The following is a 26,287-nucleotide window of genomic DNA, read 5'->3' as shown; positions in this document are numbered from 1 at the left end:
GGAGCGGCGTGTCATCGAGTCAATCCGCGTTTGATCTGGACAATGACACCCCTTTTGAGTGGCAAGGCATCGGAATGCTGGTCACCCGTCCGCCTGAACTCCCATCAGGAGCACATGCATACGGGTCTTGGCTACCCCTCTGACGTCTTGCCACCCGAACGAGTGGATCCCGAGGCCGCTCCCGCCTTCACTCCACCAGCACCCTGGCCGCCCACCGATGACTTCCCGCCACCGGTAGGCGCCTCGAATGATTCCAACGCCTCAAGAACGTCCTGGACACGGGAGATCTCCGCCTGAATGTCCTCCCGGCGGCGCACCAGCACCTCCAGCTCCCGACGTCCCTCCTCGACCAGCCGGTCCGCCTCCGACCGTGCCTCGCCCAGCAGTTCCTCGGCCTCCCGGCTCAGATCGGCCTTCTTCTGCTCGGCCTCCTTGAGGAGCTGCTCGGCCTTGCGGACCGCCGCGATCCGGACCTTCGAGGCCTCGCTGCTCGCGTCCGAAACCAGCTCCTTGGCCTTCGCCTCGGCCTCGGCGCTCTGCTCGGTGGCGGCCTTCACCAGCTTGTCCACCCGCTCGCCGGCCGACTTCATCTGTTCGGCCGACTCCCGGCGGGCCCGCTCGTGCAGTTCCTCGACCTCGGACTCCACCCGGCCGCGCAGCTCCTCCGCCCGCTCCCTTATGGCGGCGGCGTCCGTGCGCGCGCCCACCAGCAGCTCGTCCGCGTCCGTACGGGCCCGCTCCACCAGGGAGTTGCCCTCCACGGTCGCCTCCGAGGTGATCCGGGCCGCCTCCTTGCGCGCCCCGTCCACCATCGCGTCGGCCTGCTCCTCGGCCGCGGTGGTCGCCGCCAGGGCCTGCTGGAGCGCCTCGGTGGTCAGCTTGTCCGCCTCCGAGGCGGCCTCGGCGAGCAGCCGGTCCGCCTGCTCGGCGGCCTCGCTGCGCCGCTTGTTGGCCGATTCCCGGGCCTCGTCCAGCAGCCGCTCGGACTCGGCGCGGGCCTCGCCGCGGACCCGCTCGGCCTCGCCGGCCGCGTCCGCCTTGACCCGCTCGGCCTCCGACCGGGTCCGGGTGGCGTGCTCCTGGGCCGAGCCCAGCGCCTCGGCGGCCTCGGCCCGCAGCCGCTCCGCCTCGGCGGCCGCCTCGCCGACCGTACGCTCGTTCTCCTTGCGGGTGCGCTCGGTGAGCTTCTCCGCCTCCGAGGCGGCCTCGCCGATGAGCCGGTCCGCCTGCTCGGCCGCCTCGGTGCGCAGCCGGTTGCCCTCGGCCCGCGCCTCGTCCAGGGTCTGCTCGGACTCCCGCTCGGCGCTCTCCAGGGTCGCGGCGGCGGCCAGGGTGACCCGCTCCGCCTCGGCCGTGGCCTCGCCGATGATCCGCCCGCCGTCGTTGCGGGCGTCCTCCAGGATCCGCTCCGCGACGGCCTTCAGCGCCTCGGCCCGCTCGGTGGCCTCGCCGACCGTACGGTCGTTGGCCGCCCGGGTCTCCACCGTCATCCGCTCGGTCTCGGTGGTGGCCTCGCCGATCAGCCGGGCACCCTCGGCACGGGCGTCCGCCAGGGTGGTCGCGGCGTCCCGCTCCGCGCCGGCCAGGGTCTCGGCCGCCCGCGCGGTCAGCTCCCCGGCCTCGGCCCGGGCCCGCTCCAGGGCCTGCTCGGCCTCGGAGACCAGCCGTGCGGCCTCGGCCGCCGCCTCGCCCACGGTGGCCTCGTTGGCCGCCCCGGTCTCGGCGGTGAGCTTCTCGGCCTCCGAGGCGGCCTCGGCCAGCAGCCGGTCCGCCTGCTCGGCGGCCTCGGTGCGCAGCCGGTTGCCCTCGGCCCGCGCCTCGTCCAGCGCGTTCGCGGCCTCGGTGAGGGCCTCCTCCAGGGCCTCGTCGGCCGCCGCCCGCGTCGCCTCGGCGGCCGCGGCCGCCTCGCCGGTCAGCCGTTCGGCCTCGGCGGCGGCGGCGCCCACGGTGGCCTCGTTGGCCGCCCGGGTCTCGGCGGTCAGCCGGTCCGCCTCGGCCGTGGCCTCGGCGGCGATCCGGGCGCCCTCGGCCCGGGCGTCCTCCAGGGACACCGCGGCCTCGGAACGGATCCGGTTGGCGTCCTCGCGGGCGTCCGCCCGGGTCCGGGAGGCGTCCCGTTCGGCGGCCGACAGCGCGTCGGTGGCCTCGGTCCGCACCCGCTGGGCGTACTCGGCGGTGTCCGCCCGCAGCTGCTCGGTCTCGGTGGCGGCCTCGGCCCGCAGCCGGCCCGTCTCCTCCGCGGTCTCCGTCCGCAGCCGCTCGGCCTCGGCGATCGCGTCGCCGACGGTCCGCTCGGCGAGCGCCTTCGCGGCGTCCGTCTCGGTCCGCGCCTCGGTACGGATCCGGTCCGCGTCCGCGGTCGCCCGGTCCCGCTCCGCGTGCGCGTCCGCGCGCACCCGCTCGGCCTCCGCCTCCGCCTCGGTGCGGATCCGTTCCGCCGAGTGCTCGGCGGCGCTGCGCAGGCCGGCGATCTCCTCCTCGGCCTCCTCGCGGAGCCCGGCGACGGACTCGCGGACCTCCCGGGCGGTGTTCTCGGCGGCGGCCACCAGCTCCGCGGCCCGCCGGTCGGCCTCCTCGACCAGCCGCGCGGCCTCGGCCTGCGCCTCCTCGGACCGCTTGCGGGCGGCGGCCAGCAGCTCCTCGCTCTGCTCGCGGGCCTGGGCGCGCTCGCTCTCCGCGTCCTCGCGGGCCCCCGACAGGGTCTCCTCGGCCTCCCGGCGGCGGCGCGAGGCCTCCTCCTGGGCGGCCCCGAGGGCCTCGGCGGCCTCCTGGGCGACCCGCTCGGCGGCCGCCTTCGCCTCGGCGCGCAGCCGGTCCGCGGTCTCCTGGGCCTCCGCCCGGACCCGCTCCGCCTCGGCCTCGGCCTCGCCGGTGAGCCGTACGGCGGCCTGCTCGGCCTCCGCCCGGGCCCGCCCGGCGTCCTCGGCCGCCTCGGTGCGCAGCCGCTCGGCCTCGGCCTCGGCCTGGCCCTGGAGGGTCCGGATGCGCTCGGCCGCCTCGGCCCGCAGCCGGTCCACGTCCTCGCCGGTCTCCCGGCGGATGCCCTCGGCGGCCGACCGGGCGTCACTGAGCGTCTGCTCGGCCCCGGCCAGCCTCGCCTCGGCCTCCTGCTGGAGCCGCTCCAGCTCGGTGTCGGCCTCGGCCCGCCGGGCGGCCAGCGCCCGGTCGGTCTCCTCGCGGCGCTCGCGCACCGCGGCGTCGGTCTCGGTGCGCAGCGCCTCGGCGGACTCCTCGGCCTCGGTCCGCAGCCGTTCCGCCTCGGCCCGGGCGCGCTCCAGGGTCTCCTCGGCCTGGGCGCGCAGGGTGCCGGCCCGTTCGATGGCCTCGGCGCGGACCCGCTCGCTCTCGGCGCCGGCGCCGCGGCGCAGCTCGTCGGCGTCCGCCTTGGTCTTGCTCAGCAGCTCCTCGGCGGTCCGGGCCGCCTCCTCGATCTGCGAGACGGCCTCGCGGCGGGCCTCGCCGCGGATCCGCTCGCCCTCGGCGACGGCCTCGGCGCGCAGCTGCTCGGCCTCGCCGCGCAGCCGGCGGGCCTCCTCCTGGAGCTCGACGGTCTTGGCCCGGTACTCGGCGGTGTCGTCCTTGGCGGCGCCCTTGAGCTGCTCGGCGCTGTCGGCGGCCTGGGCGCGCAGCCGGTCGGACTCGGACTCGGCCTCGCGGCGGATCCGCTCGGCCTCCTCGGCGGCGGCCCGGGTGGTGGCGCGGGCGTCCTCGGAGGCCTTGTTGAGGACGTCCTCGGCGGTCCGGGCGGCCTTGGCCAGCTGGGCGGCGGTGTCCTCGGCGGCGGCGGTGCGGGCCTGCTCGCCGGCCTCGGTGCGCAGCCGCTCGGCCTGCTCGCGGGCGTCGGCGAGCTGCTGCTCGGCCTCCGCCTTCAGTGCCTCGGCCTCCTTGGTGGCCTCGCCGACCAGCCGGGCGACCTGCTCCTTGGCGGTGCGGGTGCGCTGCTCGTTCACGGACTCGGCGGAGGCCACCTGGCGGGTGGCCGCCTCCTTGGCCTCGGCCAGCAGCTTCTCGGCCTCGGCACGGGCCTCGCGGAGCGCGCCCTCGGCCTCCTGCACCCGCTGGTCGGCGACCCGGCCCAGGTCCATGGTCTGCCGGCGGGTCTGCTCGGACTCGGCGGAGGCGGTGGAGCGGAGCCGCTCGGCGTGCTCGGTGGCCTCCTGGGCCTGCGAGGAGGCGGCGGCCAGCAGCCGCTCGGCCTCCTTGCGGGCCCGCAGCAGGGTGGCCTCGGCCTCGGCCCGGCCGGCCTCGGTGGCCTCGGTGAGCCGGCGGCGGGTCTCCTCGGCGACCCGGGCGGCCTCGGCGCGGGCCGCGTTCAGGGCCTGTTCGGCCTCGGCCCGGGACTCCTCCATGAGCCGCCGGGCCTGGGCCTCGGTACGGGCCCGGAGCTGCTCGGCCCAGGCCACGTTCTCGTTGACGTGCGCCTCGACGGTCTGCCGGCGCTCGTTGAGCTCCTGGTCCAGCCGCTGACGGCGGCTGACCGCCTCGGAGTGCAGCTCGGCCTGGAGCCGCGCCTGGTGCTCGGCGTGCTCCTGGAGGATGCGCTGGGTCTGGGCCCGGGCGTCACGGAGCTCGCGCTCGGCGTCCGAGCGCATCTGGTCGGCCTGGACCTGGGCGTTCCGCAGCAGCTGCTCGGCCTGGTAGCCCAGGTCCTGGCTGTCATAGGCGGGGCGGGACGCGAGCGCGCGACGCACCTCGTGGAGCTTGGCGCGCAGCACCTCGACCTGGTACCCCAGGTCCTCGGCGTGCTGGACGGCCTTCCCGCGCTCCTTCTTCAGCCGCTCCATCTCGGCCTCGAAGAGCGAGAGATGATCGGCCTCGGCCTGATGGCTCTCCTGGCTTTCGTAGCCCCGCACAGCGCGGTCCCATCCGTCCCCTGGTCGCAAGCTCACTCCCAATGAGCGCCGTCCGCCCGCTGAACGACGCCCCCGGGGAATGGTGTCAGATGGCGGGGTACGGGTCACAGGCCCCGACCCCTTCCGCACCGAACCCCGGCCGAGCCACCGTCACTCTACCGGCCGGGGAATCGGGGGGTCAGTGGTCGGGGTTGGCGGTGACCAACTCGGTGAGCACGCCGTGGCAGTCCTTGGGGTGCAGGAAGGTGATCTTCGAGCCCATGGAGCCGGTGCGGGGCTCGTCGTAGAGGACGCGCACCCCCTTGCCGCGGATGGCCTCGGAGTCCCCCTGGACGTCCTCGGTGCCGAAGGCGATGTGGTGGACCCCCTCGCCGTTCTTCGCCAGCCACTTGCCCACCGCGGAGTCCTCCCGGGTCGGCTCCAGGAGCTGGATGTAGGAGGCACCGCCGTCGGAGGTGCCGTTGATCCGCAGCATGGCCTCGCGGACGCCCTGCTCCTCGTTGACCTCGGAGTGGAACACCTCGAACCCGTACGTGGCACGGTAGAACTCGACGGTCTTGTCGAGGTCGGAGCAGGCGATCCCGATGTGGTCGATTCTTGTCAGCATGGGACCAGTGCACTGCCACCGAGGGTGGTTACGCAACGTGCGCGCGATCACACCGACGGCCCGGTGACGCCACCGGTACCGCTCAGTACATTCAGGTAAACCCTCGTTCACTCCTCATCCAAGGGGCCGTGCCTCATGTCCGGAACGAACAACACCACTTCAGTGATCGTCGCAGGGGCCCGCACGCCCATGGGGCGGCTGCTCGGCTCGCTGAAGTCCTTCTCGGGTGCCGATCTCGGCGGTTTCGCCATCAAGTCCGCGCTGGACCGGGCCGGTATCTCCGGCGACCAGGTGCAGTACGTGATCATGGGGCAGGTGCTCCAGGCCGGCGCGGGCCAGATCCCCGCCCGCCAGGCCGCCGTCAAGGCCGGCATCCCGATGAACGTGCCCGCGCTGACCATCAACAAGGTCTGCCTCTCGGGTCTGGACGCCATCGCCCTGGCCGACCAGCTGATCCGCGCCGGGGAGTTCGACATCGTGGTCGCCGGCGGCCAGGAGTCCATGACCAACGCCCCGCACCTGCTGCCCAAGTCCCGCGAGGGCTACAAGTACGGCGCGGTCGAGATGCTCGACGCGATGGCCTACGACGGCCTCACGGACGCCTTCGAGAACATCGCCATGGGCGAGTCCACCGAGAAGCACAACACCCGCCTCGGCATCGAGCGGGCCCCGCAGGACGAGTTCGCCGCCGCCTCCCACCAGCGGGCCGCCGCCGCCCAGAAGAACGGGGTCTTCGAGGCGGAGATCACCCCGGTGGAGATCCCGCAGCGCAAGGGCGACCCGGTGGTCTTCTCCCAGGACGAGGGCATCCGCCCGGAGACCACCGCCGAGTCCCTCGGCAAGCTGCGCCCGGCCTTCGCTGGTGGTGCCCTTGACAGGGCCGGCACCATCACCGCCGGGACCTCCTCGCAGATCAGCGACGGCGCCGCCGCCGTGGTCGTGATGAGCCGGGCCAAGGCCGAGGAGCTGGGCCTGGAGTGGATCGCCGAGATCGGCGCCCACGGCAATGTGGCCGGTCCGGACAACTCGCTCCAGTCGCAGCCCTCGAACGCGATCCTGCACGCCTTGAAGAAGGAGGGCCTGGAGGTCGCCGACCTCGATCTGATCGAGATCAACGAGGCCTTCGCCGCGGTGGCCGTGCAGTCAATGAAGGACCTCGGCGTGACCCCGGAAAAGGTGAACGTGAACGGTGGCGCCATCGCCCTGGGCCACCCCATCGGCATGTCCGGCGCCCGGGTGGTCCTGCACCTGGCGCTGGAGCTCAAGCGGCGCGGCGGCGGGGTCGGCGCGGCCGCCCTCTGCGGCGGTGGCGGACAGGGTGACGCGCTGATCGTCCGGGTGCCGGGCGCGGGCGCCGGCAAGTAAGGGAGCGGTACGCGATGACGGTGGACGTCCCCTCGCTGGTGTCCCAGGCCCGGGAGGGCCGACCGCGGGCCGTGGCCCGGCTGATCTCCCTGGTCGAGGGGGCGTCCCCACAGCTCCGCGAGGTGATGGCGGCGCTGGCCCCGCTCACCGGCGGGGCGTACGTGGTGGGCCTGACCGGCTCGCCCGGGGTCGGCAAGTCGACCTCGACCTCCGCCCTGGTCTCCGCCTACCGGCGGGCCGGCAAGCGGGTCGGGGTGCTGGCCGTGGACCCCTCCTCGCCGTTCTCCGGCGGGGCGCTGCTCGGCGACCGGGTCCGGATGTCCGACCACGCCTCGGACCCGGGGGTCTACATCCGGTCGATGGCCACCCGGGGCCATCTGGGCGGCCTGTCCTGGGCGGCCCCGCAGGCCATCCGGGTCCTGGACGCGGCCGGCTGCGACGTGGTGCTGGTCGAGACGGTCGGGGTCGGGCAGTCGGAGGTGGAGATCGCCGCGCAGGCGGACACCTGCGTGGTGCTGCTCGCCCCGGGCATGGGCGACGGCATCCAGGCCGCGAAGGCGGGCATCCTGGAGATCGGCGACCTGTACGTGGTGAACAAGGCGGACCGGGACGGCGCCGACGCCACGGCCCGCGAGCTGAACCACATGCTGGGCCTGGGGGAGTCCCGGGGGCCCGGCGACTGGCGGCCGCCGATCGTCAAGACGGTGGCGGCCCGGGGCCAGGGCATCGACGAGGTGGTCGAGGCGCTGGAGAAGCACCGGGCCTGGATGGACGAGCACGGGGTGCTGGCCGAGCGGCGGGCCGCCCGGGCGGCCCGCGAGATCGAGACGATCACGATCACCGCGCTGCGGGCCCGGCTGGCGGACCTGCGCGGGGACGCCCACCTGGACGCGCTGGCGGCCCGGGTGGCCGTCGGCGAGCTGGACCCCTACGCGGCCTCGGACGCCCTGCTGGCCACCCTCACGGAATCCTGACGCACGGACGGGGCCGCACCGTGGTGGTGCGGCCCCGTCCGGGGCGGCTACGTGTTCGGGCGCTTGCCGTGGTTGGCGCCCTTCTTCTTGCGGGCCCGTCGCTTGTTCCCTCGCTTGGACATGGCGCAGATCTCCCTTTTCCGGGGATTCGGGGCGTACGCCAGTCTAGGGAGCGGGGGCCGCACCCGCCCGTCCGGGCGGGGTCAGCCCTTGCCGCGGCGGTCGCGCAGGTGGTCGGCCACCGGGGTGAGGGAGGCGCGCAGCGCCGCCAGCGCCTCGGGCGGCAGCAGGTCGATGAAATGGGCGCGGACCGAGGCCACGTGGTGCGGGGCCACCTTCCGCATGGTCTCCATGCCCTCGTCGGTCAGCACCGCGTACAGCCCGCGCCGGTCCGACTCGCAGTTCACCCGGCGGACCAGCCCGGCCGCCTCCATCCGGGTGATCTGGTGCGAGAGCCGGCTCTTGGACTGGAGGGTGGCGGTCGCGAGATCGCTCATCCGCATCCGGTGGTCCTCCGACTCCGAGAGGTTCACCAGGATCTCGTAGTCGTTGTTGGTGAGTCCGAAGGGCTGGAGATCCTTTTCCAGCTGGTGCATCAGCAGCCGGCTGACGTCCAGGTGGGTGCGCCAGGCGCACTGCTCGGCCTCGGTCAGCCAGCGGGTGGCCTTGTCGGTCTCGATGGTCTCCATGAAGGAACTCTACCTAAGAAGTTGAATTACGTACAAAAATAGGACGAGCGGTCCAGTGGGCGGTCCGGCGGTTCACAGCCCGAAGCGGCGCTGGAGGTCACCCAGCTGCCCCGGCATCCGCGGCACCCCCGACTGCCCGTGCTGCCCGTGCTGGCCCGGCACCCCGTGGCCCGCGCCCGGCACGCCCGGCTGGGCGCCGGCGCCCACCATGCCGACCGGCTGCTCCGCCATCAGCATCTCGGAGGACTGGAGCAGCACCGTGCCCGCGCCCACGAACTCGAACTGGTGCTCCTCGCCGGAGGCCCCGCCGATCCCGGCCAGCTGCCGCAGCCCGCCCATCACCCCGGACATGTAGCCGTGGTCGTAGTGGTGGCAGGGCGAGGGGCAGTCCGCCCAGCCCACCAGCGCCTGCGGGTCCACCCGCAGCGGGGGCTCCATGAAGACCACCGGCCCGTTGGAGGCCGCCACGAACTTCCCGGTGCCGATCAGCGTGAGGAACCCCGGCACGATCGACTGCTTCAGGGCCAGCGAGGGCTGGTAGGCGAGCAGGTTCCCGGACCGGATGGTGAGGTTGCCCTCCTCCAGGTCGTAGCTGTTCACGTCGAAGGCCCGGTCGGCCAGCAGCATCTTGCCCTGGCCCTCCGCCACCACCCAGTCGCCGGCGTGCAGCGGGGAGTGGAAGCTGGTCCGCAGCAGCCGGTCGAAGCGCCCGTGGCCGATGCCGTTGAACTCGATCCGCCCGTAGTAGGCGATCATCTTGCCCTTCTGCAGGAACCACTGGCTCCCCTTGAGCTCCACGCAGAAGGTGTACGAGTTGACGTTGTCGTCCGAGGGCAGGGTGTACGGGTCGAAGACGGTCGGGCCACCGGGGCCGGCCATCACGGGACCGAAGTTCACAGTTTCTCCTCCGAGGCCTGTACGTACACCGCACCCTGGCCGGACAGTTCGAGCTGGAAGGCCTCGCCGGAGCCGCGGCCGACCATGTCCCGCCAGCCCAGCGCCGTGGACAGCTTGTTGCGGACGTCCCCGTGGTGGGCCACGTACGCCTGCGGGTCCACGTGGATCGGGCGCTGCGGCGTGATCGGCAGTTCGATCACCCCGCCGTGGGCCATCACGGCGACCGCGCCGTGCCCCTTGAGGGTGGTGGTGAACAGGCCCTGGCCGCTCACCTGGCCGCGCACCATGCCCATCACCCCGCCCTGGGAGCCCATGAACATGGTGCCCTGCTGGAGGGTGCCGTCGAAGGCGAGCAGCCGGTCCGCCTCCACGTAGAGGGTCTCGCCGGTCAGGTTGATCACCTGGATGTGGTGGCCGCCGTGGCCGAACATCACGGTGCCGCTGCCCTCGACGGTCATCAGCGGGGTCTGCTCGTTCGCCACCCGGCGCCCGATCATGCCCATGACCCCGCCCTGGCCGCCGGTCAGGTCGGGGGTGAAGGAGACCTCGCCGCGGTACGCCAGCATGGCGCCGCGCTGGCTGTAGATCCGCTGCCCGGGGATCACCTGGGCCTCGATCATCTTGGAGTTGATCTCGCGGAACGGCATCAGACGTCGCCCCCGATGGTGTTGCGCTCGCTGGGCTGCACGTAGACCAGCCCCTCGCCCTCGAAGCGGATCTGGAACGCCTCCCCGGAGCCCTCGCCCATCAGGGTCCGGAAGGTCACCCCGGACTGGAAGTGCTGCTGGAGGTTGCCGGTGTGCGCGATGTACGCCCCCGGGTCCACGGACAGCGGGTACTGGGCGCTGACGCGCAGCACCACCGCCGGGCCGTCGGACATGATCGCCGCCTGCCCGTTGCCCTCGACCGTGGTGGTGAAGAGGCCGTTGCCGGTCGCCCCGCCGCGCAGCCCGGTGAAGGTGGTGCCGGTGCGCAGCCCGGCGTCGGTGCAGAGCAGGTTGCTGGACTCCACGTAGAGCTTCTCGCCCCGCAGATCGACCAGATTGATCTCACTCGCGCGGTCGGCGAAGAAGCAGGTGCCCTGCCCCTGCACTTCCATCATCGTCATCTGTTCGCCGGTGAGCCGCCGGGTGACCATGCCCCGGAGGCCTTCACCGCCGCCGGACATCTTCTTGAAGGCCATCTGCCCGTCGTAGGCGACCATCGAGCCGTTCTTCGCTTTGACGGCGTCTCCGGTCAGGTCGACGGCCAGCACCTTGCTGCCTTGGAGTCGGAACTGAGCCACGGGACGAAGGTATCGGCAGCGGGCGGAGCGGAACAGGGCTTCGTGGCCGATATCGCACGGACCGTCCCGGCGGCCGGGGGTCCGGTCAAGATCGTGCAAAGCGGCTGAGACACTGGGACGGCCCCCCGGCCGCCACCTCCGAAGGTTCACTGTGGACATCAAGACCGCTTCCGCCCTGCACCGGCTGCGCCTCATCTCCGTTCCGGAGGCGCTGTCGTTCCCGGCGCTGCTGATCTTCGGCTCGCTGCTGAGCCGGGTCTCCGACATCGACTTCCTGATGATGCCGCTGGGCATCCTGCACGGCTTCCTCTTCGTGGTCTACGCGGTCTTCCTGCTGGACGTGTGGAACCGGGCGAAGTGGCCGCTGAAGAAGGTGGCCCTGTTCTTCGTGCTGGCGCTGCTGCCGTTCGGCGGGCTCTTCGGTGACCGGATCCTCAAGCGGGACGAGGCCGACAGCGTGCTGGCCGCCCGGATGCGCGGCGAGGCCGTCGCCGGCAAGGAAGGCGCGGCGGCATGATCATCGCGTTCTCGGTGACCCCGCTGGGGGTCGGTGAAGAGGTCGGCGAGTACGTGGCCGAGGCGGTCCGGGTGGTCCGCGAGTCGGGTCTGCCCAACCGCACCGACGCCATGTTCACCACCGTCGAGGGCGAGTGGGACGAGGTCATGGACGTGGTCCGGCGGGCCGTCGCGGCCGTCGAGGCCCGCGCCCCCAGGGTCTCGTTCATCCTCAAGGCCGACATCCGCCCCGGTGTGACGGACGGCATCACCTCGAAGATCGACACGGTGGAGCGGCACCTCGCGGGCTGACCCCCGGCATCCCCTTCCTTCGGCGACCCCCGGCCCCGCGGCCGGGGGTCGCCGTGTTGCGGGTGTCTTGAGCGGGTGCTCAAGATTCCCCGCCCGAAGGTATTGAGCGAGTGCTCAAACCCGTCTAGGGTCAGTTTTGAGCGAGCGCTCAACACGGTGTGGACGGGGGAGTGCGGCATGGGGCTGTACGTGGAGACGGTGGTGCGGACCGGGATGGCGGAGCTGTGGGAGCGCAGCCAGGACCCGGCCCAGCACCAGCGCTGGGATCTGCGGTTCGGCTCGATCACCTATCTGCCGCGCACCGGGGACGAGCCGCAGCGCTTCCGCTACGCGACCCGGGTGCTGCCCTTCCTCTCCGTCGGCGGCACCGGGATCAGCTCCGGCGAGGCGCACCGCCCCGACGGCAGCCGGGTCTCCGCCCTGCGGTTCGCCTCCGGGCACCCGCTCTCCCCGATCGCCTCCGGCAGCGGCTACTGGCGCTACGTCCCCGGCCCCGACGGCATCCGCTTCCTCACCGGCTACGACTACCGGCCGCGCTGGGGCCGCTTCGGCACCCTCTTCGACCGGCTGGTCTTCCGGCCGCTGATGGGCTGGGCCACCGCCTGGTCCTTCGACCGGCTCCGGCTCTGGTGCGAACGCGGGACCGGCCCGGCGGCCGGGCTGGCCCGGGCGCTGGCCGAGACCGTGCTCCGGGCGCTGGTCTGTCTGCTGTCCCTGTCCGCGCTGCTGCCGGCCGGCCCGCCGGGGCCGGTGGTGCCCGTGGCCGCGCTGCTGCTCGTCGCGGCCGCCGTCCTGCTGCCGCCGCTGCCGGGCACCCCGGCCGCCCGCCGCTGCCTGCGGACCCCGCCCGGCCGGACCCCCGCCACCGCCCCCCGTCTGCTCGCCACCCTGGAGCAGCGATGACCTCCATCTTCGAGACCCATATGGGCGCCGACTTCCAGCGGCTGCACCCGCAGCTCCGGCGCCGCTTCTCCGTCGGCCTGGACTCCGGCGAGGGCTGTGTCGGACGCGGGGTCATGGACCGGATCTGGCACGGCCCCGCCTGTGTGAAGCCCTTCCTGCGGCTCGGCGGGCTGCGCAACATCCTGGTCCCCCGGGAGGGCCGGAACGTCCCGTTCGTCATCGAGAACCTCCCGTACGCCGACTCCTTCGGCCGGGAGACCGTCACCTTCGTCCGCACCTTCGAGCTGCCGGACGGGCCGCGCCGGTTCGATGCGACCATGGTCCACAGCGCGGAACGGAACTGCGTGCTCGACTACCTGGGGACCCACCAGCACCTGGCCAGCGATCTGCACATGAGCGCCGAACCCGACGGCTCGCTGCTCATCCGATCCGGCGAGCACCGGTTCCGGGAAGGCCCCCTCGACGTGCGGGTGCCCGACCTGATCGGCGCCGACGCCGAGGTGCGGGAGTCCTTCGACGAGCGCACCGGCCGGTTCCGGATCCGGGTCCGGGTGGTGAACCGGCGGTTCGGCCCGCTCTTCGGGTACGAGGGGTCCTTCACCGCCGCATACGTCGACATGGCCGGGCACCGGATCCGCGGGGATCTGCGGCCGGTCCGGGAGGAGGTCCGCGCATGAGCGCCACGACCAAGGAAAAGCTGCTGGCCGGCGCCCTGCGCACGCTCTCCGAACAGGGCATCGGCAAGACCTCGGCCCGCAGCGTCGCGGCCACCGCCGGGGTCAACCAGGGTCTGATCTTCTACCACTTCGGCTCGGTGGACGAACTTCTCGGCCAGGCCTGCCGGTTCGGCGCCGAGCAGCGGGTGGCCCGCTACCGGGACCGGATGGCCGAGCTCGGATCCCTCGCCGAACTCCTGCATTTCGCGCGGGAGATGCACGAGGAGGAGCGGGCCGGCGGCCATGTGGCCATGCTCGGCCAGCTGCTCGCCGCCGGGCAGACCCAGCCGGCCCTGGCGGCGGCCACCGCCGCCGGACTGGCCCTGTGGGTGGCCGAGCTGGAGACCGTACTGGCCCGGCTGCTGGCCGCGACCCCGCTGGGCGAGTTCGCCGACCCGGCCGGGCTGGCCCGGGCCGCGGCGGCCTCCTTCGTCGGGATCGAGCTCTACGAGGGGGTGGACCCGGCCGGGGCCGGCCGGGCGCTGGACGCGCTGGAGCAACTGGCCGGGATCGTCCAGGTGCTGGAGGGCCTCGGCCCGATCAGCCAGCGCGCCGTCCGGCACACCCTGCGGCGCGGCACCCGCCCCTGACCGGACCGGCCGGGCGGCCGGGCGGCCGGGCGGGCGTCCGGGGCGGGCGGTACGGCCGTGCGGCGCGCGGGTCAGCCGCGGGCGCGGCGGGCCAGGCCCAGGGCGTAGTCCGGCCACCAGGTGCCGGCCGCCGGGCCGCCCCGGCAGTCGCCGTCCGAGGCCCCGGGCGGCCGGATCCACAGATGGGCGTCGACCAGCGGGTCCCCGGTCCGGTCCGTGGGCACGGCCCCGAGGGCGCGGCCGGGCGGGTTGCAGCGGGCCGACTCCCCGTCGCCGGACGGGGGTCCGTTCCCGTTGCGGCCGGTGTCCAGGACGAAGTGCCGGCCGCCGGTCCGCCGGGAGAGCTCCGCACCGTACGCCCGGCCCGCCTCGTCGGACCGGAAGTCGCCCACGTTGAGGGCGAAGCCGTCGGCCCGGCCGAGTCCGGCCCGGTAGAGCGGGTCGACCAGATCGGCGGAGTCCCGGATCCAGGCCGGGTTCCCCGCGTCCAGATAGACCTCGGTCTCCGGGTTCCGCTTCAGCCGGTCCACCGCCGCCGACAGCAGCCGCAGCCGCTCCTCCCGGCGGTCCGCCGGGAGGCAGCCGTCCACGGTCCGGGCGATGGCGCCCGGCTCCAGGACCACCAGGGCGCGGGACTTGCCGACCGCGTCCGCGAGGGCGCCGATCCACCGCCGGTAGGCCGCCCCGTCCGGCGCCCCGCCGGGAGCCCCCTTCCGCGCCCGCTCCTTCGCGCCGTCCCCCGGCCCGTCCTTCGCCCCGTCCTTCTCCTCGTCCGACGGGCGGGTGGCGCACTCCCGGTGCGGCAGGTTGTCGGCGACCAGCAGCAGGGTCCGGTGGGCCGCGAGGGCGCCGCGGGCGGCCCGGCGGACCTCCGGCGCGGGATCGCCCGCCGGGGCCCACAGGGCGACCGGCCGTTCCGAGATCCGCCGCAGCACCTGGGCGTCACCGTGCCGGCCCTGCGCCTCCCAGGCGGCCACCTGCCGGGCGGCCGGACTCTGCGGGTCCACCCAGAACGGCGATTCCGTCGCGGTCTCCTCCTCCTCGGCCCGGACCCCGCCCGGCCCGGCCGCGCCCGCCGGACCCGCCGCGCCGGCCGGGCCGCCGCCCGGGGGCAGCGGGTCCCCGGAGGTGCAGCCGGTGGTCAGGGCCAGGGTCAGTGCCAGGGCCGGAGCCAGGGCGGCGACGGGAGGGGCGGAGCGCCGGGACCGGCGTCGGCGTCGGCGGCAAGCGACGGGTCGGAACATCGCAATATCGTGACATGAGGGATGAATCGGTCAGGTCTACGACACCGGGGCCGAACCGGTGGCGAGGGCGATGCCGAGCGGGGTCCGCTCGTACCGCACCTGGTGGCCGTGCCGGTGACGGGTCAGCAGCCCGGCCGCGTACAGCGCCTTCAGATGCGCCGAGACCGAGGAGGGCGCCAGTCCCAGCCGGCGGGCCAGCGCCGTGGTGGACGCCGGCTCGGGCAGCGCGCAGAGCACGTCCGCCCGGCCCCGGCCCAGCAGCCCGGCCAGCGCCGCCGGGGTCACCCCCGGGTCCTCGCCCCACAGAGCCCCGATCCCGCGCGCCGGATACACCACCGTCGGCTGCCAGGGCGGGTCGAACCCCCCGACCACCTCCGGCCAGACGAACGCGCTGGGCATCAGCACCAGCCCCTGCCCGCCCAGCAGCCGGTCGTGGTGTCCGGGCCGGCGCAGGGTCAGAGTGTCCGCGCCCTCCTCCCAGCGGAGGTCCGGATGCAGCCCGTCGAACAGCCCGGCCAGCCCGCCCGCCGCGAGCCGGCGCGAATGGAAGAGGATGTCGGCCTCCAGCAGGGCCCGCAGCCGGGGCCACTCCGGCTCCACCAGCGCCCGCCAGGCCGCCTCCGCCAGGTCCGCCAGCTCCCCGACCGCGCGCGCCGGATCCTCCAGCATGGCCCGCCCGACCGCACTGTCCACGGCCCCGGGCGTGCACACCAGCGAGCGGTACAGGTCCGCCCGCGCGACCGCCGGATCGGTCCGCCGGACCACCGCCGACTCCTCCTCGAAGGAGGCGCCGGGCCCGGCCGGCGGCGGCCACAGGAAGTCCGGGCTGTGCCCGCGCCGGGGCATCAGCAGCCACAGCGGACGCAGGTCCAGCCCGGCGGCCGCCGCCCGGACCCGCTCCAGCCAGGGCCGGTGGTACCCGTGCCGGGCGGGCCGGGCCAGCACCCGTACCGCCTCCTGGGTCTCCCACCGGGGGGAGAAGGCGAACCGGCAGCGGAGCAGGTCCGCCGGCCCGAAGCGCAAGTGGAAGGACATGCGGGCCACCCTGCGCCGGGCACCGCCCACCCGGCAAGCCGCGGCCGGGGCCGGGGTGCGGGACGCCGCCCGGGACGCGGTCCCGGACCGTCCGCCTAGGGTGATCGTCATGGATCGCCATGTGGACTTCGAGCACCTGCACAACTTCCGTGATCTGGGCGGCTATCGGACCGGGGACGGCCGGACGGTCCGGTGGGGGAGGCTGTACCGCTCCGACTCCCTCGGCAAGCTCGCCGGGCCGGCCGCGGCAGCCGATCTGGAGAGGTTCCGGGCCTTGGGCGTACGGACCGTCATCGACCTCCGCTACCCCTGGGAGATCGAGGCCCGGGGCCGGGTCCCCGAGCAGGACGGACCCGCCTACGAGTACCGCAACCTGAGCATCGAGCACCGGCCCTACGACCAGGCCGCCATCGACCCGGAGCTGGACCCCTGGCGCTATCTCGCCGACCGGTTCGCCGAGGTCGCCGAGGACGGCCGCGCCGAACTCCGGGAGGCCCTGGAGGCCATCGCCGCCGAGGACGGCCCGCAGGTCTTCCACTGCGCCTCCGGCAAGGACCGCACCGGACTGCTCGCCGCGCTGGTCCTCTCCCTGCTGGGAGTTCCCGAGGACACGGTGGCCGAGGACTTCGCGCTCACCGAACTGGCCACCGCCCGGCTGGTCGCGGACTGGCACGCGGCCCACCCCGGCCGCACCCTGGGCTGGCCCGCCTACGGCCGGGCCCCCGAGACGGTCATCCGGCTCTTCCTCGCCGACCTGCGGGCCCGCCACGGCTCGGTCCACGGCTACGCCACCGGCCACCTCGGCATCGAGGACACCCTGGTCGACCGCCTCCGCGACCGCCTCCTGGAGCCCGCCGGACCCTGACCCGTCTGACCGCCCTGACCGCCCTGACCCCCCGCCCCCGTCTCCGCCGGGCCGGCGGGCGGTCGGTGATTCGGCCACGGCCGAATCACTGCCGGTGCCGCCCGCCGCCCGGCAGGGTCGCCCCATGACCGCGACAGATCCGGCCGTCCCGGCCGAGACACCGGCCGCGACACCGGCCGGCACCCCGGCCCCGGACCACCCCGGCCGCGACGTGGACCACCCGCACGAGGACCACCGCGCCGGGGGCTACCGGGAGCTGTTCCGGGTCCGCGAGTTCCGGGCCGTGTTCGCCGCGCACCTGCTGTCCGTGCTCGGGGTGGTCGTCGCCGAGATCGCCCTGACCGTCCTGGTGTTCCGGCTCACCGGCTCCCCGCTGCTCAGCGCCCTCACCTTCGCCCTCGGCTTCCTGCCGCACGCCCTCGGCGGCACCCTGCTGGCCGGACTCGCCGACCGGCTGCCCGCCCGCCGGGTGCTCGTCGGCTGCGACCTGCTCTGCGCCGTCTGCGCCGCCGCCATGGTGCTGCCGGGGACCCCGGTGCCCGTCCTGCTCGCCCTGCGCTGCGCGATGGCCGCCGTCGCCCCGCTCTTCCAGGGCACCCGGGCCGCCTCCCTGGCCGACATCCTCGGAGTCGGCGACGCCTTCGTGCTCGGCCGCTCGGTGCTCCGGATCATCGCGCAGAGCGCCCTGCTCACCGGGTTCGGCCTCGGCGGGCTGCTGCTCGCGGCGGTCTCCCCGCGCGCGGCCATCGCGGTGACCGCCGCCGGGTTCGCCGGCTCCGCCCTGCTGCTCCGCCTCGGCACCAGGGCCCGCCCCGCCCGCACCCCGGCCGGTACGGCCGCCGGCACTTCCGTCCGTACGGCCGCCGCCGGTCCCGGGCTGCTGCTCCGGGACCGGCGGCTGCGCGCGCTCACCCTGCTCAGCTGGCTGCCGCCGCTGTTCGTGGTCGTCCCCGAGGCCCTGATGGCCCCCTACGCCGACCGGCTGGGCCTGGGCACCGCGGCCCTCGGCCTGCTGATGTGCGCCCTGCCGGCCGGCACCATCGCGGGCGAGCTGTGGGCCGGCTCGGCGCTGGCCCCCCGCACCCGCTCCCGGATCGCCGCCCCGCTCGCCGTGGCCGCGCCGCTGCCGCTGCTCGGCTACGCCGTCCACCCCGGCTTCGCCGCCACCCTGGTCCTGCTGCTGCTCGCCGGGCTGGCCCACGCGTACACCCTCGGCCTGGACGCCTGGTTCGTGGCGGCCGTCCCCGAGGAGGCGCGCGGCCGGGCGATGACCCTGCTCGGCACCGGACTGATGACCACCCAGGGGCTGGGCATGGCCGGAGCCGGGCTGGCCGCCGAGTTCCTGCCGGTCCACTGGGTGGTGGCCGGGGCCGGTGCGCTCGGCGCCCTGTGCGTGGGGGCGCTGCTCGCCGAGCTGTCCCGGTCGAGGGATGAGACGGGGCTGTCCCCCAAATGACCGGCCGGTAAGGTCGGGTGCGTGCCCAAGCCGCTCAGCCTTCCCTTCGATCCCATCGCCCGCGCCGACGAACTCTGGCAGCAGCGCTGGGGCCCGGTGCCCTCGATGGCCGCGATCACCTCGATCATGCGGGCGCACCAGATCCTGCTCGGCGAGGTGGACGCGGTGGTCAAGCCGTACGGGCTGACCTTCGCCCGGTACGAGGCGCTGGTGCTGCTGACCTTCTCCAAGGCCGGGGAGCTGCCGATGTCCAAGATCGGCGAGCGGCTGATGGTGCATCCGACCTCCGTCACCAACACCGTGGACCGGCTGGTGCGGTCCGGTCTGGTGGACAAGCGGCCCAACCCGAACGACGGCCGCGGCACCCTGGCCTCCATCACCGACAAGGGCCGCGAGGTGGTGGAGGCGGCCACCCGCGACCTGATGGGCATGGAGTTCGGGCTCGGCGCCTACGACGCCGAGGAGTGCGCCGAGATCTTCGCGATGCTCCGGCCGCTGCGGATCTCCGCCGCCGACTTCGACGAGCGCGGCTGACCCGGCCGACCCCGGCGACCTCGGCCGACCCCGGCGGTCCGGGGGCCCGGTCCGCGGCCGGTCCCCCTCCGGTTAGGCTCGTGTCCATGAAACGAAGCGTGCTGACCCGCTACCGCGTCATGGCCTACGTGACCGCGGTCATGCTCCTGATCCTCTGCGCCTGCATGGTGGCCAAGTACGGCTTCGACACCGGCGCCGACCTGACCTTCGCGGTCTCCCAGGCGCACGGTCTGCTCTTCATGATCTACCTGGTCTTCGCCTTCGACCTGGGCTCCAAGGCCAAGTGGTCCTTCGGCAAGCTGCTGTGGGTGCTGGTGAGCGGGACCATTCCGCTGGCCGCCTTCTTCGTGGAGCGGAAGGTCCGCGCCGAGGTCGAGCCGCTGCTCCAGGGCGCCCCGGTGCCCGCCCCCGCCAAGGCCTGACCGCTTCCTCCGCCGCGCGCCGGAACTCGCGCGCGGCTGGAGCGGACCACCCCCGCCGCGAGTCGCCGGGGGTTTGCCATCGACATTTACTAGGACGTCCTAGTAAATTCGCGGTATGGACGCTGACGCCATCGAGGAGGGCCGCCGCCGCTGGCAGGCCCGCTATGACAAGGCCCGCAAGCGGGACGCCGACTTCAGCACGCTCTCCGGAGATGCCGTCGAACCGGTCTACGGGCCGCGCCCGGGCGACACCTACGAGGGCTTCGAGCGGATCGGCTGGCCCGGCGAGTACCCCTTCACCCGCGGACTGCACCCCACCGGCTACCGCGGCCGGACCTGGACCATCCGGCAGTTCGCCGGGTTCGGCAACGCCGAGCAGACCAACGAGCGCTACAAGATGATCCTGGCCGCCGGCGGCGGCGGGCTCTCGGTGGCCTTCGACATGCCCACCCTGATGGGCCGCGACTCCGACGACCCGCGCGCCCTGGGCGAGGTCGGGCACTGCGGGGTGGCCATCGACTCCGCCGCCGACATGGAGGTCCTGTTCAAGGACATCCCGCTCGGCGACGTCACCACCTCCATGACCATCTCCGGTCCCGCCGTGCCGGTCTTCTGCATGTACCTGGTCGCCGCCGAACGGCAGGGCGTGGACCCGGCCGTCCTCAACGGCACCCTCCAGACGGACATCTTCAAGGAGTACATCGCCCAGAAGGAGTGGCTCTTCGAGCCCGAGCCGCACCTGAGGCTCATCGGCGACCTCATGGAGTACTGCGCGGCCGGCATCCCCGCCTACAAGCCGCTCTCCGTCTCCGGCTACCACATCCGGGAGGCCGGGGCCACGGCCGCCCAGGAGCTCGCCTACACCCTGGCCGACGGCTTCGGGTACGTGGAACTGGGCCTCTCCCGCGGTCTGGACGTGGACCACTTCGCCTCCGGCCTCTCCTTCTTCTTCGACGCCCACCTGGACTTCTTCGAGGAGATCGCCAAGTTCCGCGCCGCCCGCCGGATCTGGGCCCGCTGGATGAAGGAGGTGTACGCGGCGAAGAGCGACAAGGCGATGTGGCTGCGCTTCCACACCCAGACCGCCGGGGTCTCGCTGACCGCCCAGCAGCCCTACAACAACGTGGTCCGCACCGCCGTGGAGGCCCTCGCCGCCGTCCTCGGCGGCACCAACTCCCTCCACACCAACGCCCTCGACGAGACCCTCGCACTCCCCAGCGAGCAGGCCGCCGAGATCGCCCTGCGCACCCAGCAGGTGCTGATGGAGGAGACCGGGGTGGCCAACGTGGCCGACCCGCTGGGCGGTTCCTGGTACGTGGAGCAGCTCACCGACCGGATCGAGGCGGACGCCGAGAAGATCTTCGAGCAGATCCGGGAGCGTGGACTGCGCGCCCACCCGGACGGCCGGCACCCCATCGGCCCGATCACCTCGGGGATCCTGCGCGGGATCGAGGACGGCTGGTTCACCGGGGAGATCGCCGAGTCGGCCTTCCAGTACCAGCGGTCGCTGGAGAAGGGCGACAAGCGGGTGGTCGGGGTCAACGTCCACCACGGCTCGGTCACCGGGGACCTGGAGATCCTGCGGGTCAGCCACGAGGTGGAGCGGGAACAGGTCAAGGTGCTGGGCGAGCGCAAGGCCCGGCGCGAGGAGGAGAGGGTCACCCAGGCGCTGGAGCGGATGCTGGCCGCCGCCCGGGACGGCTCCAACATGATCCCGGCCATGCTGGACGCGGTCCGGGCCGAGGCCACCCTCGGCGAGATCTGCAACGCCCTCCGGGACGAGTGGGGCACCTACACCGAGCCCCCCGGCTTCTAGGGGGTGCCGCCCCCGCCCCGGGGGTCAGGGCTGCGGGGCGGCGATGCCGCCCCGCAGGCCGTTCATCAGCAGCGCGGTGAAGGTGGCCACCCACAGCTCGTCCACCGGCTCCGAGCTGACCAGCGCGCGGTGCACCACGGTGCCCGCGATCACGTCGAAGATCAGGTCCGTGGTGTGCCCGGCGAGGGTCTCGTCCTCCTCGTACGGGAGTTCGCCGCGGGCCTGCGCGCGTTCGCGGCCCAGTACGACGAGACGTTTCTGCCGGTCCACGATCGCGAACCGGATCCGGTCCTGGAGGGCCTCGTCCCGGGTGGACTCGGCCACCACCGCCATCAGCGCGGTACGGGCCTCCGGGCGCCGCAGCAGTTCCGCGAACCGGAGCACCACGTACTCCACGTCCGCCTCCAGGGAGCCCCGGTCGGGCAGCTCCAGGGCATCGAAGAGCTCCGCGACCGCGTCCACGACCAGCTCGTTCTTGCCCGCCCAGCGCCGGTAGAGGGTGGTCTTGGCGACGCCCGCGCGGGCCGCCACATCACCCATGGACACCTTGGACCAGCCCAGTTCGCACAGGGCGTCCCGGGTCGCGGCGAGGATCGCGGCATCCGCCGCGGCGCTGCGGGGGCGCCCGGTGCGGCTGGATCCGGAAGGCAGGTCTGGCGAGTGCATGGCGAGGACCATACCCGCCGGTAGCAGAACCGCCGTGAGCCCCGTCACTCCGGCCGGTGTGTGGTTGACATCACGCGGCACGGACCGCCCGGGGGAGTTACGCTACGGCTCGTAGCGTAAGAGCCGCCGGGATGGCGGCACCGCGCGACAACCACTGGCGCCAGGTGGGGACCCGGCGCCGCGTCATTTCAGGAATGACCGCCGGCCCGGTCTCCGGGCCGGTTCGGCCGATCTTTTACGTCGGTGCGCGCACTCGGGGGAGGATGTACGCATGCAGCCCAGAAACATGTCCATGAGCGGCGTCGTCGACCTCGCCGCGGTGAAGGCGGCCGGCGAGGCCAAGGCGAAGGCCGATCAGGCACGTGCGGAGGCCGCCCGTCAGGGCGGCACGGCCGCGGTGCCGCCGTCCGCGCTCGTCATCGACGTAGACGAGGCCGGATTCGAACACGATGTGATCCAGCGTTCCGCCGAGGTCCCGGTCGTCATCGACTTCTGGGCCGAGTGGTGCGAGCCCTGCAAGCAGCTCGGCCCGCTGCTGGAGCGGCTGGCCCTGGAGGCCGACGGCCGTTTCGTCCTCGCCAAGATCGACGTCGACGCCAACCAGATGCTGATGCAGCAGTTCGGCATCCAGGGCATTCCGGCCGTCTTCGCGGTGGTGGCCGGCCAGGCCCTGCCGCTGTTCCAGGGCGCGGCCCCCGAGGCGCAGATCCGGGAGACCCTGGCCCAGCTGATCCAGGTGGCCGAGGAGCGCTTCGGACTGACCGGGATCACCGTGGACTCCGGTGCGGAGGGGCCCGGCGCCCCCGAGGCCGTCGTCCCGGCCGGACCGTACGACGCCCTGCTGGAAGCGGCGATGAGCGCCCTCGACGCCGGGGACCTGGGCGGCGCGGTGCAGGCGTACCGCGAGGTGCTGGCCGCGGACCCGGCCCACCCGGAGGCCAAGCTCGGCCTCGCCCAGGCCGAACTGCTGCTCCGGGTGCGGGACATGGACCCGCAGAAGGTGCGGGAGGCGGCCGCGGCATCCCCCAAGGATCCGGCGGCGCAGATCGCGGCGGCCGATCTGGACCTGATCGGCGGGCATGTCGAGGACGCCTTCGGGCGGCTGGTGGACACCGTCCGGGTCACCTTCGGCGAGGACCGCGACGCGGTCCGGCTGCGGCTGCTGGAGCTGTTCGAGGTGATCGGCGGGGACGACCCGCGGGTGACCGCGGCCCGCACCGCGCTGGCCCGGGTGCTCTTCTAGCCGGTCGCCGGAGAGTTGCCGGAGTCCACCCGTGTCGTCCCGGCGCTGGGTTGAACAACGATCGCCCTTTACCAAAACTTGGTAATCCGGGCGGCTGTTACTCGCAGTAAGTCGAACCCCCGAATCTGTCCGCTTGCGGCTGGATTCGGGGGTTCTGTCGTGGCCTTGGCTGACACCCTGAGTGCCCGCCCGACGGCTCCGGGTCGAACCCCGGTTATCCAGCCGTTACCCGCCAGTAACGAACCCCCTTGTGCGGCGCCCCCGAATGGACCACGATCGGCCACGCTCGGTCCATCCCGCAGAGCCGCTCACCACGGAGTGCGGTGATGGGTCCCCACCGAGTGGACCGGTGGCAGTGGCACCGGCCCAAGGACAGGGGGGTCCCCGCCATCCGGCAGGGCCTGTCCTCCAGGTTGCGCGGACGCGTGGCCCAGTGGTTGTCGCTCGGGGGTGATCGCCGGAGTACCGGACGCGGACCGCGTCATGGACTCCTGCGCTCCTTCCCGAGGACGTAGCACTTCTCCCATCCCAGGACGGGCAGGGCCCGGACCGGAGATGTACGTCCGAGAAGGAGGAAACGATATGAATTCCCAGGTTCGTGGCGGGACCAGATGGAAGCGCTTCGCTCTCGTCATGGTGCCGAGCATCGCGGCCACGGCCGCGGTGGGTGTGGGTCTCGCGCAGGGCGTCCTGGCGGCGTCCTTCAGCGTCTCCGGCCAGGACTTCAAGGTGCGCGCCGACTCGCTCGTCGGTGACGACCTGATCCAGTACGGCGGCATTGCCAAGGGCAACGACCTGCACGGCAACCCGGCGGCGCACCCGGTCACCATTTCCGGGTTCAAGAAGGCCACCATCACCAACATGTGCCAGTCCCTGGTCACTCCGGTGCCCGGGATCGGCAACATCACGCTCAAGCTGCAGACGGGCACCAAGCCCGGGCGCCCGGCGGTCGCGGACAACATCTACCTGGATGTGGCCGAGCTCGACGCGGACGCCTCGTTCGAGCAGCTGGACATCGGTGTCGCGGTCGGCGACAAGTCGCACGCGACCCCGGCCCAGCCGGGCACGGTGTCGAGCCCGTTCGCGTTCTCCCAGCGCGCCAAGAAGGCGACGCTGACGAACGTGCGGCAGAAGGCGTGGGCGACGACGGCGGGCACCTTCACGCTGCCCGACCTCAAGCTCCGCCTGCTCGCCGGCGACCAGCCGTGCTACCAGGACGAGAAGTAGTCGGTCCCGGTGCTTGACCGGACGGGCGGGCGGCGGCTTCGGCTGCTGAAGTCCGCCTGTCCGGGCTCCACGTAGATCTCCGTACCACCGTTTCCAGGGAGCTGTTGTCCATGAACCCCCAGGCCCCGGTTAACGCCGCAGACGACCACTGGCTCACCGTGGTGTACTACCACTTCCACGCCTGGAGTGGCCGGCGGCCGTTCTGGGCCGGGCTGTTCACCCTGGTGGCAGGCCTGCCGATCGCGTACTTCCCGTACGCCGACACCCGGCTGGGCAATGTCGCCATCGCCATGGGGACCCCCGGCGGCGCGGGCGCACTGATCATCGGTGTCCTGCTGGTCACCCTGGGTCTGGCCCTGTGGTTCCAGGAGAACATCCGGATCTTCGCCGGCGTCGCCTCCATCCTGCTGGGCCTGGTGTCCCTGCCGGTCTCCAACCTCGGCGGCTTCTTCATCGGCTTCCTCTTCGCCCTGGTCGGCGGCTGTCTGGCGCTGTCCTGGGCACCGGGCGTACCCGCCGAGGAGGCGGCCGCGGCCGGGACGGTGAAGGGGGAGCAGCCGCCGATGGCGATGTCCTTCCCCGGCTACCACGAGACGGATGCGGAGCGCGCGACCGAGACGACTGCCCACGCCGATGGCGGGAGGAACAGTGCGGGGTGACGAGACGCAGCGGGCGGTGGCCCCTGGCGCAGAGTCCCGTGAGAGGAAGGGCCCGCGACACGCGGCGCCCAGGAAGTCGCTGCTGACCAAGCTCCAGATACCCGTCGGCAAGACCATGGCGCTCGCCGCGATGCCCACGGCGGTGTTCGTCGGAATGGGCATGGCGCCGAAGCTGGCCCTGGCCGACGACAAGGACATACCCTTCGCGCCCGGTCCGTGCGTGACGCGCTCCGACGAGCCGAAAGACGAGGAGGGCAAGTCCGCGTCCCCGTCTCCGGAGGCGTCGAAGTCCGCGTCGAAGCCGCCTTCGCCGGGTGCGTCCCCGAGCGCTTCCCCGAGTGCGTCGCCGAGCGCCACGCCGAGCCTGTCCCCGGGCGTCACGCCGAGCGCGTCGCCCAGCGGTTCGGCCAAGGCCACGTCGAAGCCCTCGCTGAAGCCGACGGCCCGTGAGACGGCCCCGACCGCGGTGCCGGAGGCCGGGAAGACCGTGAACCCGCTGGACCCGCTGGGGGTCGGCGACAAGATCACGGAGCTGCTCGACGGCCTGGCCGGCAAGCAGCCGGCCAAGGAGACCGCCAAGGAGACCGACCAGGGCAAGGGGGAGGAGATCACGGCCCCGGCCGCGAAGTCCTCCGAGGCTCCGAAGGCTCCCGAGGCGAAGGAGTCCACCGAGGCCGCCGACCCGACGGAGGAGCGGATCCGGGACGTCGCCCGCCGGCACGGCCTCAAGATCAGCGAGCTCTCCGACGAGGTCAAGGACACCCGGACCTCGCCGAAGGACGAGACCGGGAAGAAGCCCCCGGCCGACCTGAAGCCCACGGAGGAGAAGGACGCCGAGGACGGAAAGGACGCCGAGGACGGCAAGGACGCGGACGGCAAGGAGCCGTTCCCGTGCCCGACCAGGGACGCCAAGGCCCTGGCCGACGCCGAACTGGAGCCGGGCATCCCGCTGCTGCCCGACGAGCCCTGGTACCTGGACAGCTCGCTGCTGACCCTCTACGGCCTGGACTACCACGGCATCGTCGAGGTGAAGACGGCCAGCGGCAAGATCAAGAAGGTCCTGAAGTTCACCGCGGACTCCCTGGACATCAAGGACCTCTACCAGACGGTCGGGAAGTCGGGGAACATCGCCCATCTGAAGTCCCGGCCCGGTTCCACCTCGAAGATCCGGGGTGCCACCGTGACCATGTACACGGAGTCGCTGAAGGGCAACCTGTTCGGGATCATCCCGATCGAGTTCAGCCCGGAGACCCCGCCCCCGCTCAACGTCCCGTTCGCCTTCTTCTCGAAGGTGAAGGTCGTCCAGGCCGGCCAGTTCGGCGGCACCCTGACGGTTCCGGGGCTGAAGAACTACATCGGCCCGGCGGAGTAGTCCGCGCGCCGGCCGACCTCGCGCCACGCCCGAGGCCCGCACCCCCGGTCTTCACCGACGGG

26 protein-coding genes are annotated in these 26,287 nt (G+C 73.3%); 16 read left to right on the top strand and 10 right to left on the bottom strand.

Annotated features, from left to right (window positions below):
- Positions 1-131: 131 nt before the first annotated feature.
- Together scy and mce are read right to left on the bottom strand one after the other, a co-directional pair.
- Positions 132-4,853, bottom strand: a complete 4,722-nt coding sequence (gene scy / locus ACZ50K_RS07825; RefSeq protein WP_468898875.1) for a polarized growth protein Scy — start codon at positions 4,851-4,853, stop codon at positions 132-134.
- 178 nt (positions 4,854-5,031) lie between these two features.
- Positions 5,032-5,460 carry a methylmalonyl-CoA epimerase gene (gene mce, locus ACZ50K_RS07820; protein ID WP_468898872.1) on the bottom strand — a complete coding sequence of 143 codons (429 nt, stop codon included), beginning with the start codon at positions 5,458-5,460 and terminating at the stop codon, positions 5,032-5,034.
- 135 nt (positions 5,461-5,595) lie between these two features.
- Here mce and ACZ50K_RS07815 point away from each other — a divergent pair, with 135 nt between their 5' ends.
- Both ACZ50K_RS07815 and meaB read left to right on the top strand, forming a co-directional pair.
- Positions 5,596-6,825 (top strand): acetyl-CoA C-acetyltransferase, encoded by a 1,230-nt coding sequence (locus ACZ50K_RS07815; protein WP_468898870.1) that lies wholly within the window; start codon positions 5,596-5,598, stop codon positions 6,823-6,825.
- Between the two features lie 14 nt (positions 6,826-6,839).
- On the top strand, positions 6,840-7,799 hold the full coding sequence (gene meaB, locus ACZ50K_RS07810) for a methylmalonyl Co-A mutase-associated GTPase MeaB (RefSeq protein ID WP_468898867.1): 960 nt from the start codon (positions 6,840-6,842) through the stop codon (positions 7,797-7,799).
- Between the two features lie 47 nt (positions 7,800-7,846).
- On the opposite strand, the gene ACZ50K_RS07805 is transcribed toward meaB, so the two are convergent.
- The 5 genes from ACZ50K_RS07805 to ACZ50K_RS07785 form a co-directional block, all read right to left on the bottom strand.
- Positions 7,847-7,921, bottom strand: coding sequence for a 50S ribosomal protein bL37 (locus tag ACZ50K_RS07805; RefSeq protein WP_372460710.1), 75 nt, complete (start codon positions 7,919-7,921; stop codon positions 7,847-7,849).
- 81 nt (positions 7,922-8,002) lie between these two features.
- Positions 8,003-8,479 (bottom strand): MarR family winged helix-turn-helix transcriptional regulator, encoded by a 477-nt coding sequence (locus ACZ50K_RS07800; protein WP_468899874.1) that lies wholly within the window; start codon positions 8,477-8,479, stop codon positions 8,003-8,005.
- An 81-nt stretch (positions 8,480-8,560) separates the two neighbouring features.
- A complete protein-coding gene (locus ACZ50K_RS07795) occupies positions 8,561-9,367 on the bottom strand; it encodes an AIM24 family protein (RefSeq protein WP_468899871.1) in 807 nt (268 codons plus the stop codon).
- Positions 9,368-9,381: 14 nt separating this feature from the next.
- A complete protein-coding gene (locus ACZ50K_RS07790) occupies positions 9,382-10,032 on the bottom strand; it encodes an AIM24 family protein (RefSeq protein WP_468898865.1) in 651 nt (216 codons plus the stop codon).
- Positions 10,032-10,670: an AIM24 family protein gene (locus ACZ50K_RS07785; protein WP_468898862.1), complete on the bottom strand. Its 639-nt coding sequence runs from the start codon at positions 10,668-10,670 to the stop codon at positions 10,032-10,034. The genes ACZ50K_RS07790 and ACZ50K_RS07785 overlap by 1 nt, the downstream gene beginning before the upstream one ends.
- A gap of 151 nt (positions 10,671-10,821) precedes the next feature.
- Between ACZ50K_RS07785 and ACZ50K_RS07780 the strand changes: the two genes are divergently transcribed.
- From ACZ50K_RS07780 to ACZ50K_RS07760, 5 genes are all read left to right on the top strand, one after another.
- Entirely contained in the window at positions 10,822-11,187 is a 366-nt protein-coding gene (locus ACZ50K_RS07780; RefSeq protein WP_468898859.1) for a DUF3817 domain-containing protein, read from the top strand.
- Positions 11,184-11,477 carry an MTH1187 family thiamine-binding protein gene (locus tag ACZ50K_RS07775; protein ID WP_468898856.1) on the top strand — a complete coding sequence of 98 codons (294 nt, stop codon included), beginning with the start codon at positions 11,184-11,186 and terminating at the stop codon, positions 11,475-11,477. Before ACZ50K_RS07780 ends, ACZ50K_RS07775 begins: the two co-directional genes overlap by 4 nt.
- 177 nt (positions 11,478-11,654) lie before the next feature.
- Positions 11,655-12,380 (top strand): hypothetical protein, encoded by a 726-nt coding sequence (locus ACZ50K_RS07770; protein ID WP_468898853.1) that lies wholly within the window; start codon positions 11,655-11,657, stop codon positions 12,378-12,380.
- A complete protein-coding gene (locus ACZ50K_RS07765; protein WP_468898851.1) occupies positions 12,377-13,057 on the top strand; it encodes a DUF4166 domain-containing protein in 681 nt (226 codons plus the stop codon). The genes ACZ50K_RS07770 and ACZ50K_RS07765 overlap by 4 nt, the downstream gene beginning before the upstream one ends.
- A complete protein-coding gene (locus ACZ50K_RS07760) occupies positions 13,054-13,686 on the top strand; it encodes a TetR/AcrR family transcriptional regulator (RefSeq protein ID WP_468898848.1) in 633 nt (210 codons plus the stop codon). Before ACZ50K_RS07765 ends, ACZ50K_RS07760 begins: the two co-directional genes overlap by 4 nt.
- A 71-nt stretch (positions 13,687-13,757) precedes the next feature.
- Here ACZ50K_RS07760 and ACZ50K_RS07755 read toward each other — a convergent pair whose 3' ends face one another.
- Both ACZ50K_RS07755 and ACZ50K_RS07750 read right to left on the bottom strand, forming a co-directional pair.
- Complete coding sequence (locus tag ACZ50K_RS07755; RefSeq protein ID WP_468898845.1) at positions 13,758-14,930, bottom strand: glycoside hydrolase family 6 protein; 1,173 nt, start codon at positions 14,928-14,930, stop codon at positions 13,758-13,760.
- Between the two features lie 36 nt (positions 14,931-14,966).
- Positions 14,967-15,965: an ArsR/SmtB family transcription factor gene (locus tag ACZ50K_RS07750; RefSeq protein WP_468898842.1), complete on the bottom strand. Its 999-nt coding sequence runs from the start codon at positions 15,963-15,965 to the stop codon at positions 14,967-14,969.
- A 109-nt stretch (positions 15,966-16,074) separates the two neighbouring features.
- Here ACZ50K_RS07750 and ACZ50K_RS07745 point away from each other — a divergent pair, with 109 nt between their 5' ends.
- From ACZ50K_RS07745 to ACZ50K_RS07725, 5 genes are all read left to right on the top strand, one after another.
- The gene (locus ACZ50K_RS07745; RefSeq protein WP_468898839.1) at positions 16,075-16,830 is read left to right on the top strand and encodes a tyrosine-protein phosphatase; all 756 of its coding nucleotides are present in this window, start codon (positions 16,075-16,077) and stop codon (positions 16,828-16,830) included.
- 124 nt (positions 16,831-16,954) lie between these two features.
- Positions 16,955-18,286 carry an MFS transporter gene (locus ACZ50K_RS07740; RefSeq protein ID WP_468898836.1) on the top strand — a complete coding sequence of 444 codons (1,332 nt, stop codon included), beginning with the start codon at positions 16,955-16,957 and terminating at the stop codon, positions 18,284-18,286.
- Between the two features lie 21 nt (positions 18,287-18,307).
- Entirely contained in the window at positions 18,308-18,820 is a 513-nt protein-coding gene (locus ACZ50K_RS07735; RefSeq protein ID WP_468898833.1) for a MarR family winged helix-turn-helix transcriptional regulator, read from the top strand.
- Between the two features lie 86 nt (positions 18,821-18,906).
- A complete protein-coding gene (locus tag ACZ50K_RS07730) occupies positions 18,907-19,242 on the top strand; it encodes a DUF3817 domain-containing protein (RefSeq protein WP_468898830.1) in 336 nt (111 codons plus the stop codon).
- Between the two features lie 115 nt (positions 19,243-19,357).
- Positions 19,358-21,058, top strand: coding sequence for an acyl-CoA mutase large subunit family protein (locus ACZ50K_RS07725; protein ID WP_468898827.1), 1,701 nt, complete (start codon positions 19,358-19,360; stop codon positions 21,056-21,058).
- 24 nt (positions 21,059-21,082) lie between these two features.
- On the opposite strand, the gene ACZ50K_RS07720 is transcribed toward ACZ50K_RS07725, so the two are convergent.
- On the bottom strand, positions 21,083-21,724 hold the full coding sequence (locus ACZ50K_RS07720; RefSeq protein ID WP_468898825.1) for a TetR/AcrR family transcriptional regulator: 642 nt from the start codon (positions 21,722-21,724) through the stop codon (positions 21,083-21,085).
- A 271-nt stretch (positions 21,725-21,995) separates the two neighbouring features.
- Here ACZ50K_RS07720 and ACZ50K_RS07715 point away from each other — a divergent pair, with 271 nt between their 5' ends.
- The 4 genes from ACZ50K_RS07715 to ACZ50K_RS07700 all read left to right on the top strand — a co-directional run bounded on the left by ACZ50K_RS07715 (position 21,996) and on the right by ACZ50K_RS07700 (position 26,225).
- Positions 21,996-22,967: a tetratricopeptide repeat protein gene (locus tag ACZ50K_RS07715; protein WP_468898823.1), complete on the top strand. Its 972-nt coding sequence runs from the start codon at positions 21,996-21,998 to the stop codon at positions 22,965-22,967.
- Positions 22,968-23,549: 582 nt separating this feature from the next.
- Positions 23,550-24,194, top strand: coding sequence for a DUF6230 family protein (locus ACZ50K_RS07710; RefSeq protein ID WP_468898822.1), 645 nt, complete (start codon positions 23,550-23,552; stop codon positions 24,192-24,194).
- Positions 24,195-24,304: 110 nt separating this feature from the next.
- Complete coding sequence (locus ACZ50K_RS07705) at positions 24,305-24,853, top strand: DUF6114 domain-containing protein (protein WP_468898819.1); 549 nt, start codon at positions 24,305-24,307, stop codon at positions 24,851-24,853.
- Positions 24,843-26,225 (top strand): hypothetical protein, encoded by a 1,383-nt coding sequence (locus tag ACZ50K_RS07700; protein ID WP_468898816.1) that lies wholly within the window; start codon positions 24,843-24,845, stop codon positions 26,223-26,225. The genes ACZ50K_RS07705 and ACZ50K_RS07700 overlap by 11 nt, the downstream gene beginning before the upstream one ends.
- The last annotated feature ends 62 nt before the right edge of the window (positions 26,226-26,287 follow it).

Source organism: Streptomyces sp. NPDC033845, from assembly GCF_055576225.1.
Note: the sequence above shows the minus strand (reverse complement) of the source record. Positions and strands in the feature narration are given on the sequence as shown.

What these genes read in the sequence shown, in the direction of transcription:
- mce (WP_468898872.1), bottom strand. Translation starts at nt 5,460, where the DNA reads ATGCTGACAAGAATCGACCACATCGGGATCGCCTGCTCCGACCTCGAC.
- ACZ50K_RS07815 (WP_468898870.1), top strand. Translation starts at nt 5,596, where the DNA reads ATGTCCGGAACGAACAACACCACTTCAGTGATCGTCGCAGGGGCCCGC.
- meaB (WP_468898867.1), top strand. Translation starts at nt 6,840, where the DNA reads ATGACGGTGGACGTCCCCTCGCTGGTGTCCCAGGCCCGGGAGGGCCGA.
- ACZ50K_RS07795 (WP_468899871.1), bottom strand. Translation starts at nt 9,367, where the DNA reads ATGGCCGGCCCCGGTGGCCCGACCGTCTTCGACCCGTACACCCTGCCC.
- ACZ50K_RS07790 (WP_468898865.1), bottom strand. Translation starts at nt 10,032, where the DNA reads ATGCCGTTCCGCGAGATCAACTCCAAGATGATCGAGGCCCAGGTGATC.
- ACZ50K_RS07775 (WP_468898856.1), top strand. Translation starts at nt 11,184, where the DNA reads ATGATCATCGCGTTCTCGGTGACCCCGCTGGGGGTCGGTGAAGAGGTC.
- ACZ50K_RS07770 (WP_468898853.1), top strand. Translation starts at nt 11,655, where the DNA reads ATGGGGCTGTACGTGGAGACGGTGGTGCGGACCGGGATGGCGGAGCTG.
- ACZ50K_RS07765 (WP_468898851.1), top strand. Translation starts at nt 12,377, where the DNA reads ATGACCTCCATCTTCGAGACCCATATGGGCGCCGACTTCCAGCGGCTG.
- ACZ50K_RS07760 (WP_468898848.1), top strand. Translation starts at nt 13,054, where the DNA reads ATGAGCGCCACGACCAAGGAAAAGCTGCTGGCCGGCGCCCTGCGCACG.
- ACZ50K_RS07755 (WP_468898845.1), bottom strand. Translation starts at nt 14,930, where the DNA reads ATGTTCCGACCCGTCGCTTGCCGCCGACGCCGACGCCGGTCCCGGCGC.
- ACZ50K_RS07750 (WP_468898842.1), bottom strand. Translation starts at nt 15,965, where the DNA reads ATGTCCTTCCACTTGCGCTTCGGGCCGGCGGACCTGCTCCGCTGCCGG.
- ACZ50K_RS07745 (WP_468898839.1), top strand. Translation starts at nt 16,075, where the DNA reads ATGGATCGCCATGTGGACTTCGAGCACCTGCACAACTTCCGTGATCTG.
- ACZ50K_RS07740 (WP_468898836.1), top strand. Translation starts at nt 16,955, where the DNA reads ATGACCGCGACAGATCCGGCCGTCCCGGCCGAGACACCGGCCGCGACA.
- ACZ50K_RS07730 (WP_468898830.1), top strand. Translation starts at nt 18,907, where the DNA reads ATGAAACGAAGCGTGCTGACCCGCTACCGCGTCATGGCCTACGTGACC.
- ACZ50K_RS07725 (WP_468898827.1), top strand. Translation starts at nt 19,358, where the DNA reads ATGGACGCTGACGCCATCGAGGAGGGCCGCCGCCGCTGGCAGGCCCGC.
- ACZ50K_RS07720 (WP_468898825.1), bottom strand. Translation starts at nt 21,724, where the DNA reads ATGCACTCGCCAGACCTGCCTTCCGGATCCAGCCGCACCGGGCGCCCC.
- ACZ50K_RS07715 (WP_468898823.1), top strand. Translation starts at nt 21,996, where the DNA reads ATGCAGCCCAGAAACATGTCCATGAGCGGCGTCGTCGACCTCGCCGCG.
- ACZ50K_RS07710 (WP_468898822.1), top strand. Translation starts at nt 23,550, where the DNA reads ATGAATTCCCAGGTTCGTGGCGGGACCAGATGGAAGCGCTTCGCTCTC.
- ACZ50K_RS07705 (WP_468898819.1), top strand. Translation starts at nt 24,305, where the DNA reads ATGAACCCCCAGGCCCCGGTTAACGCCGCAGACGACCACTGGCTCACC.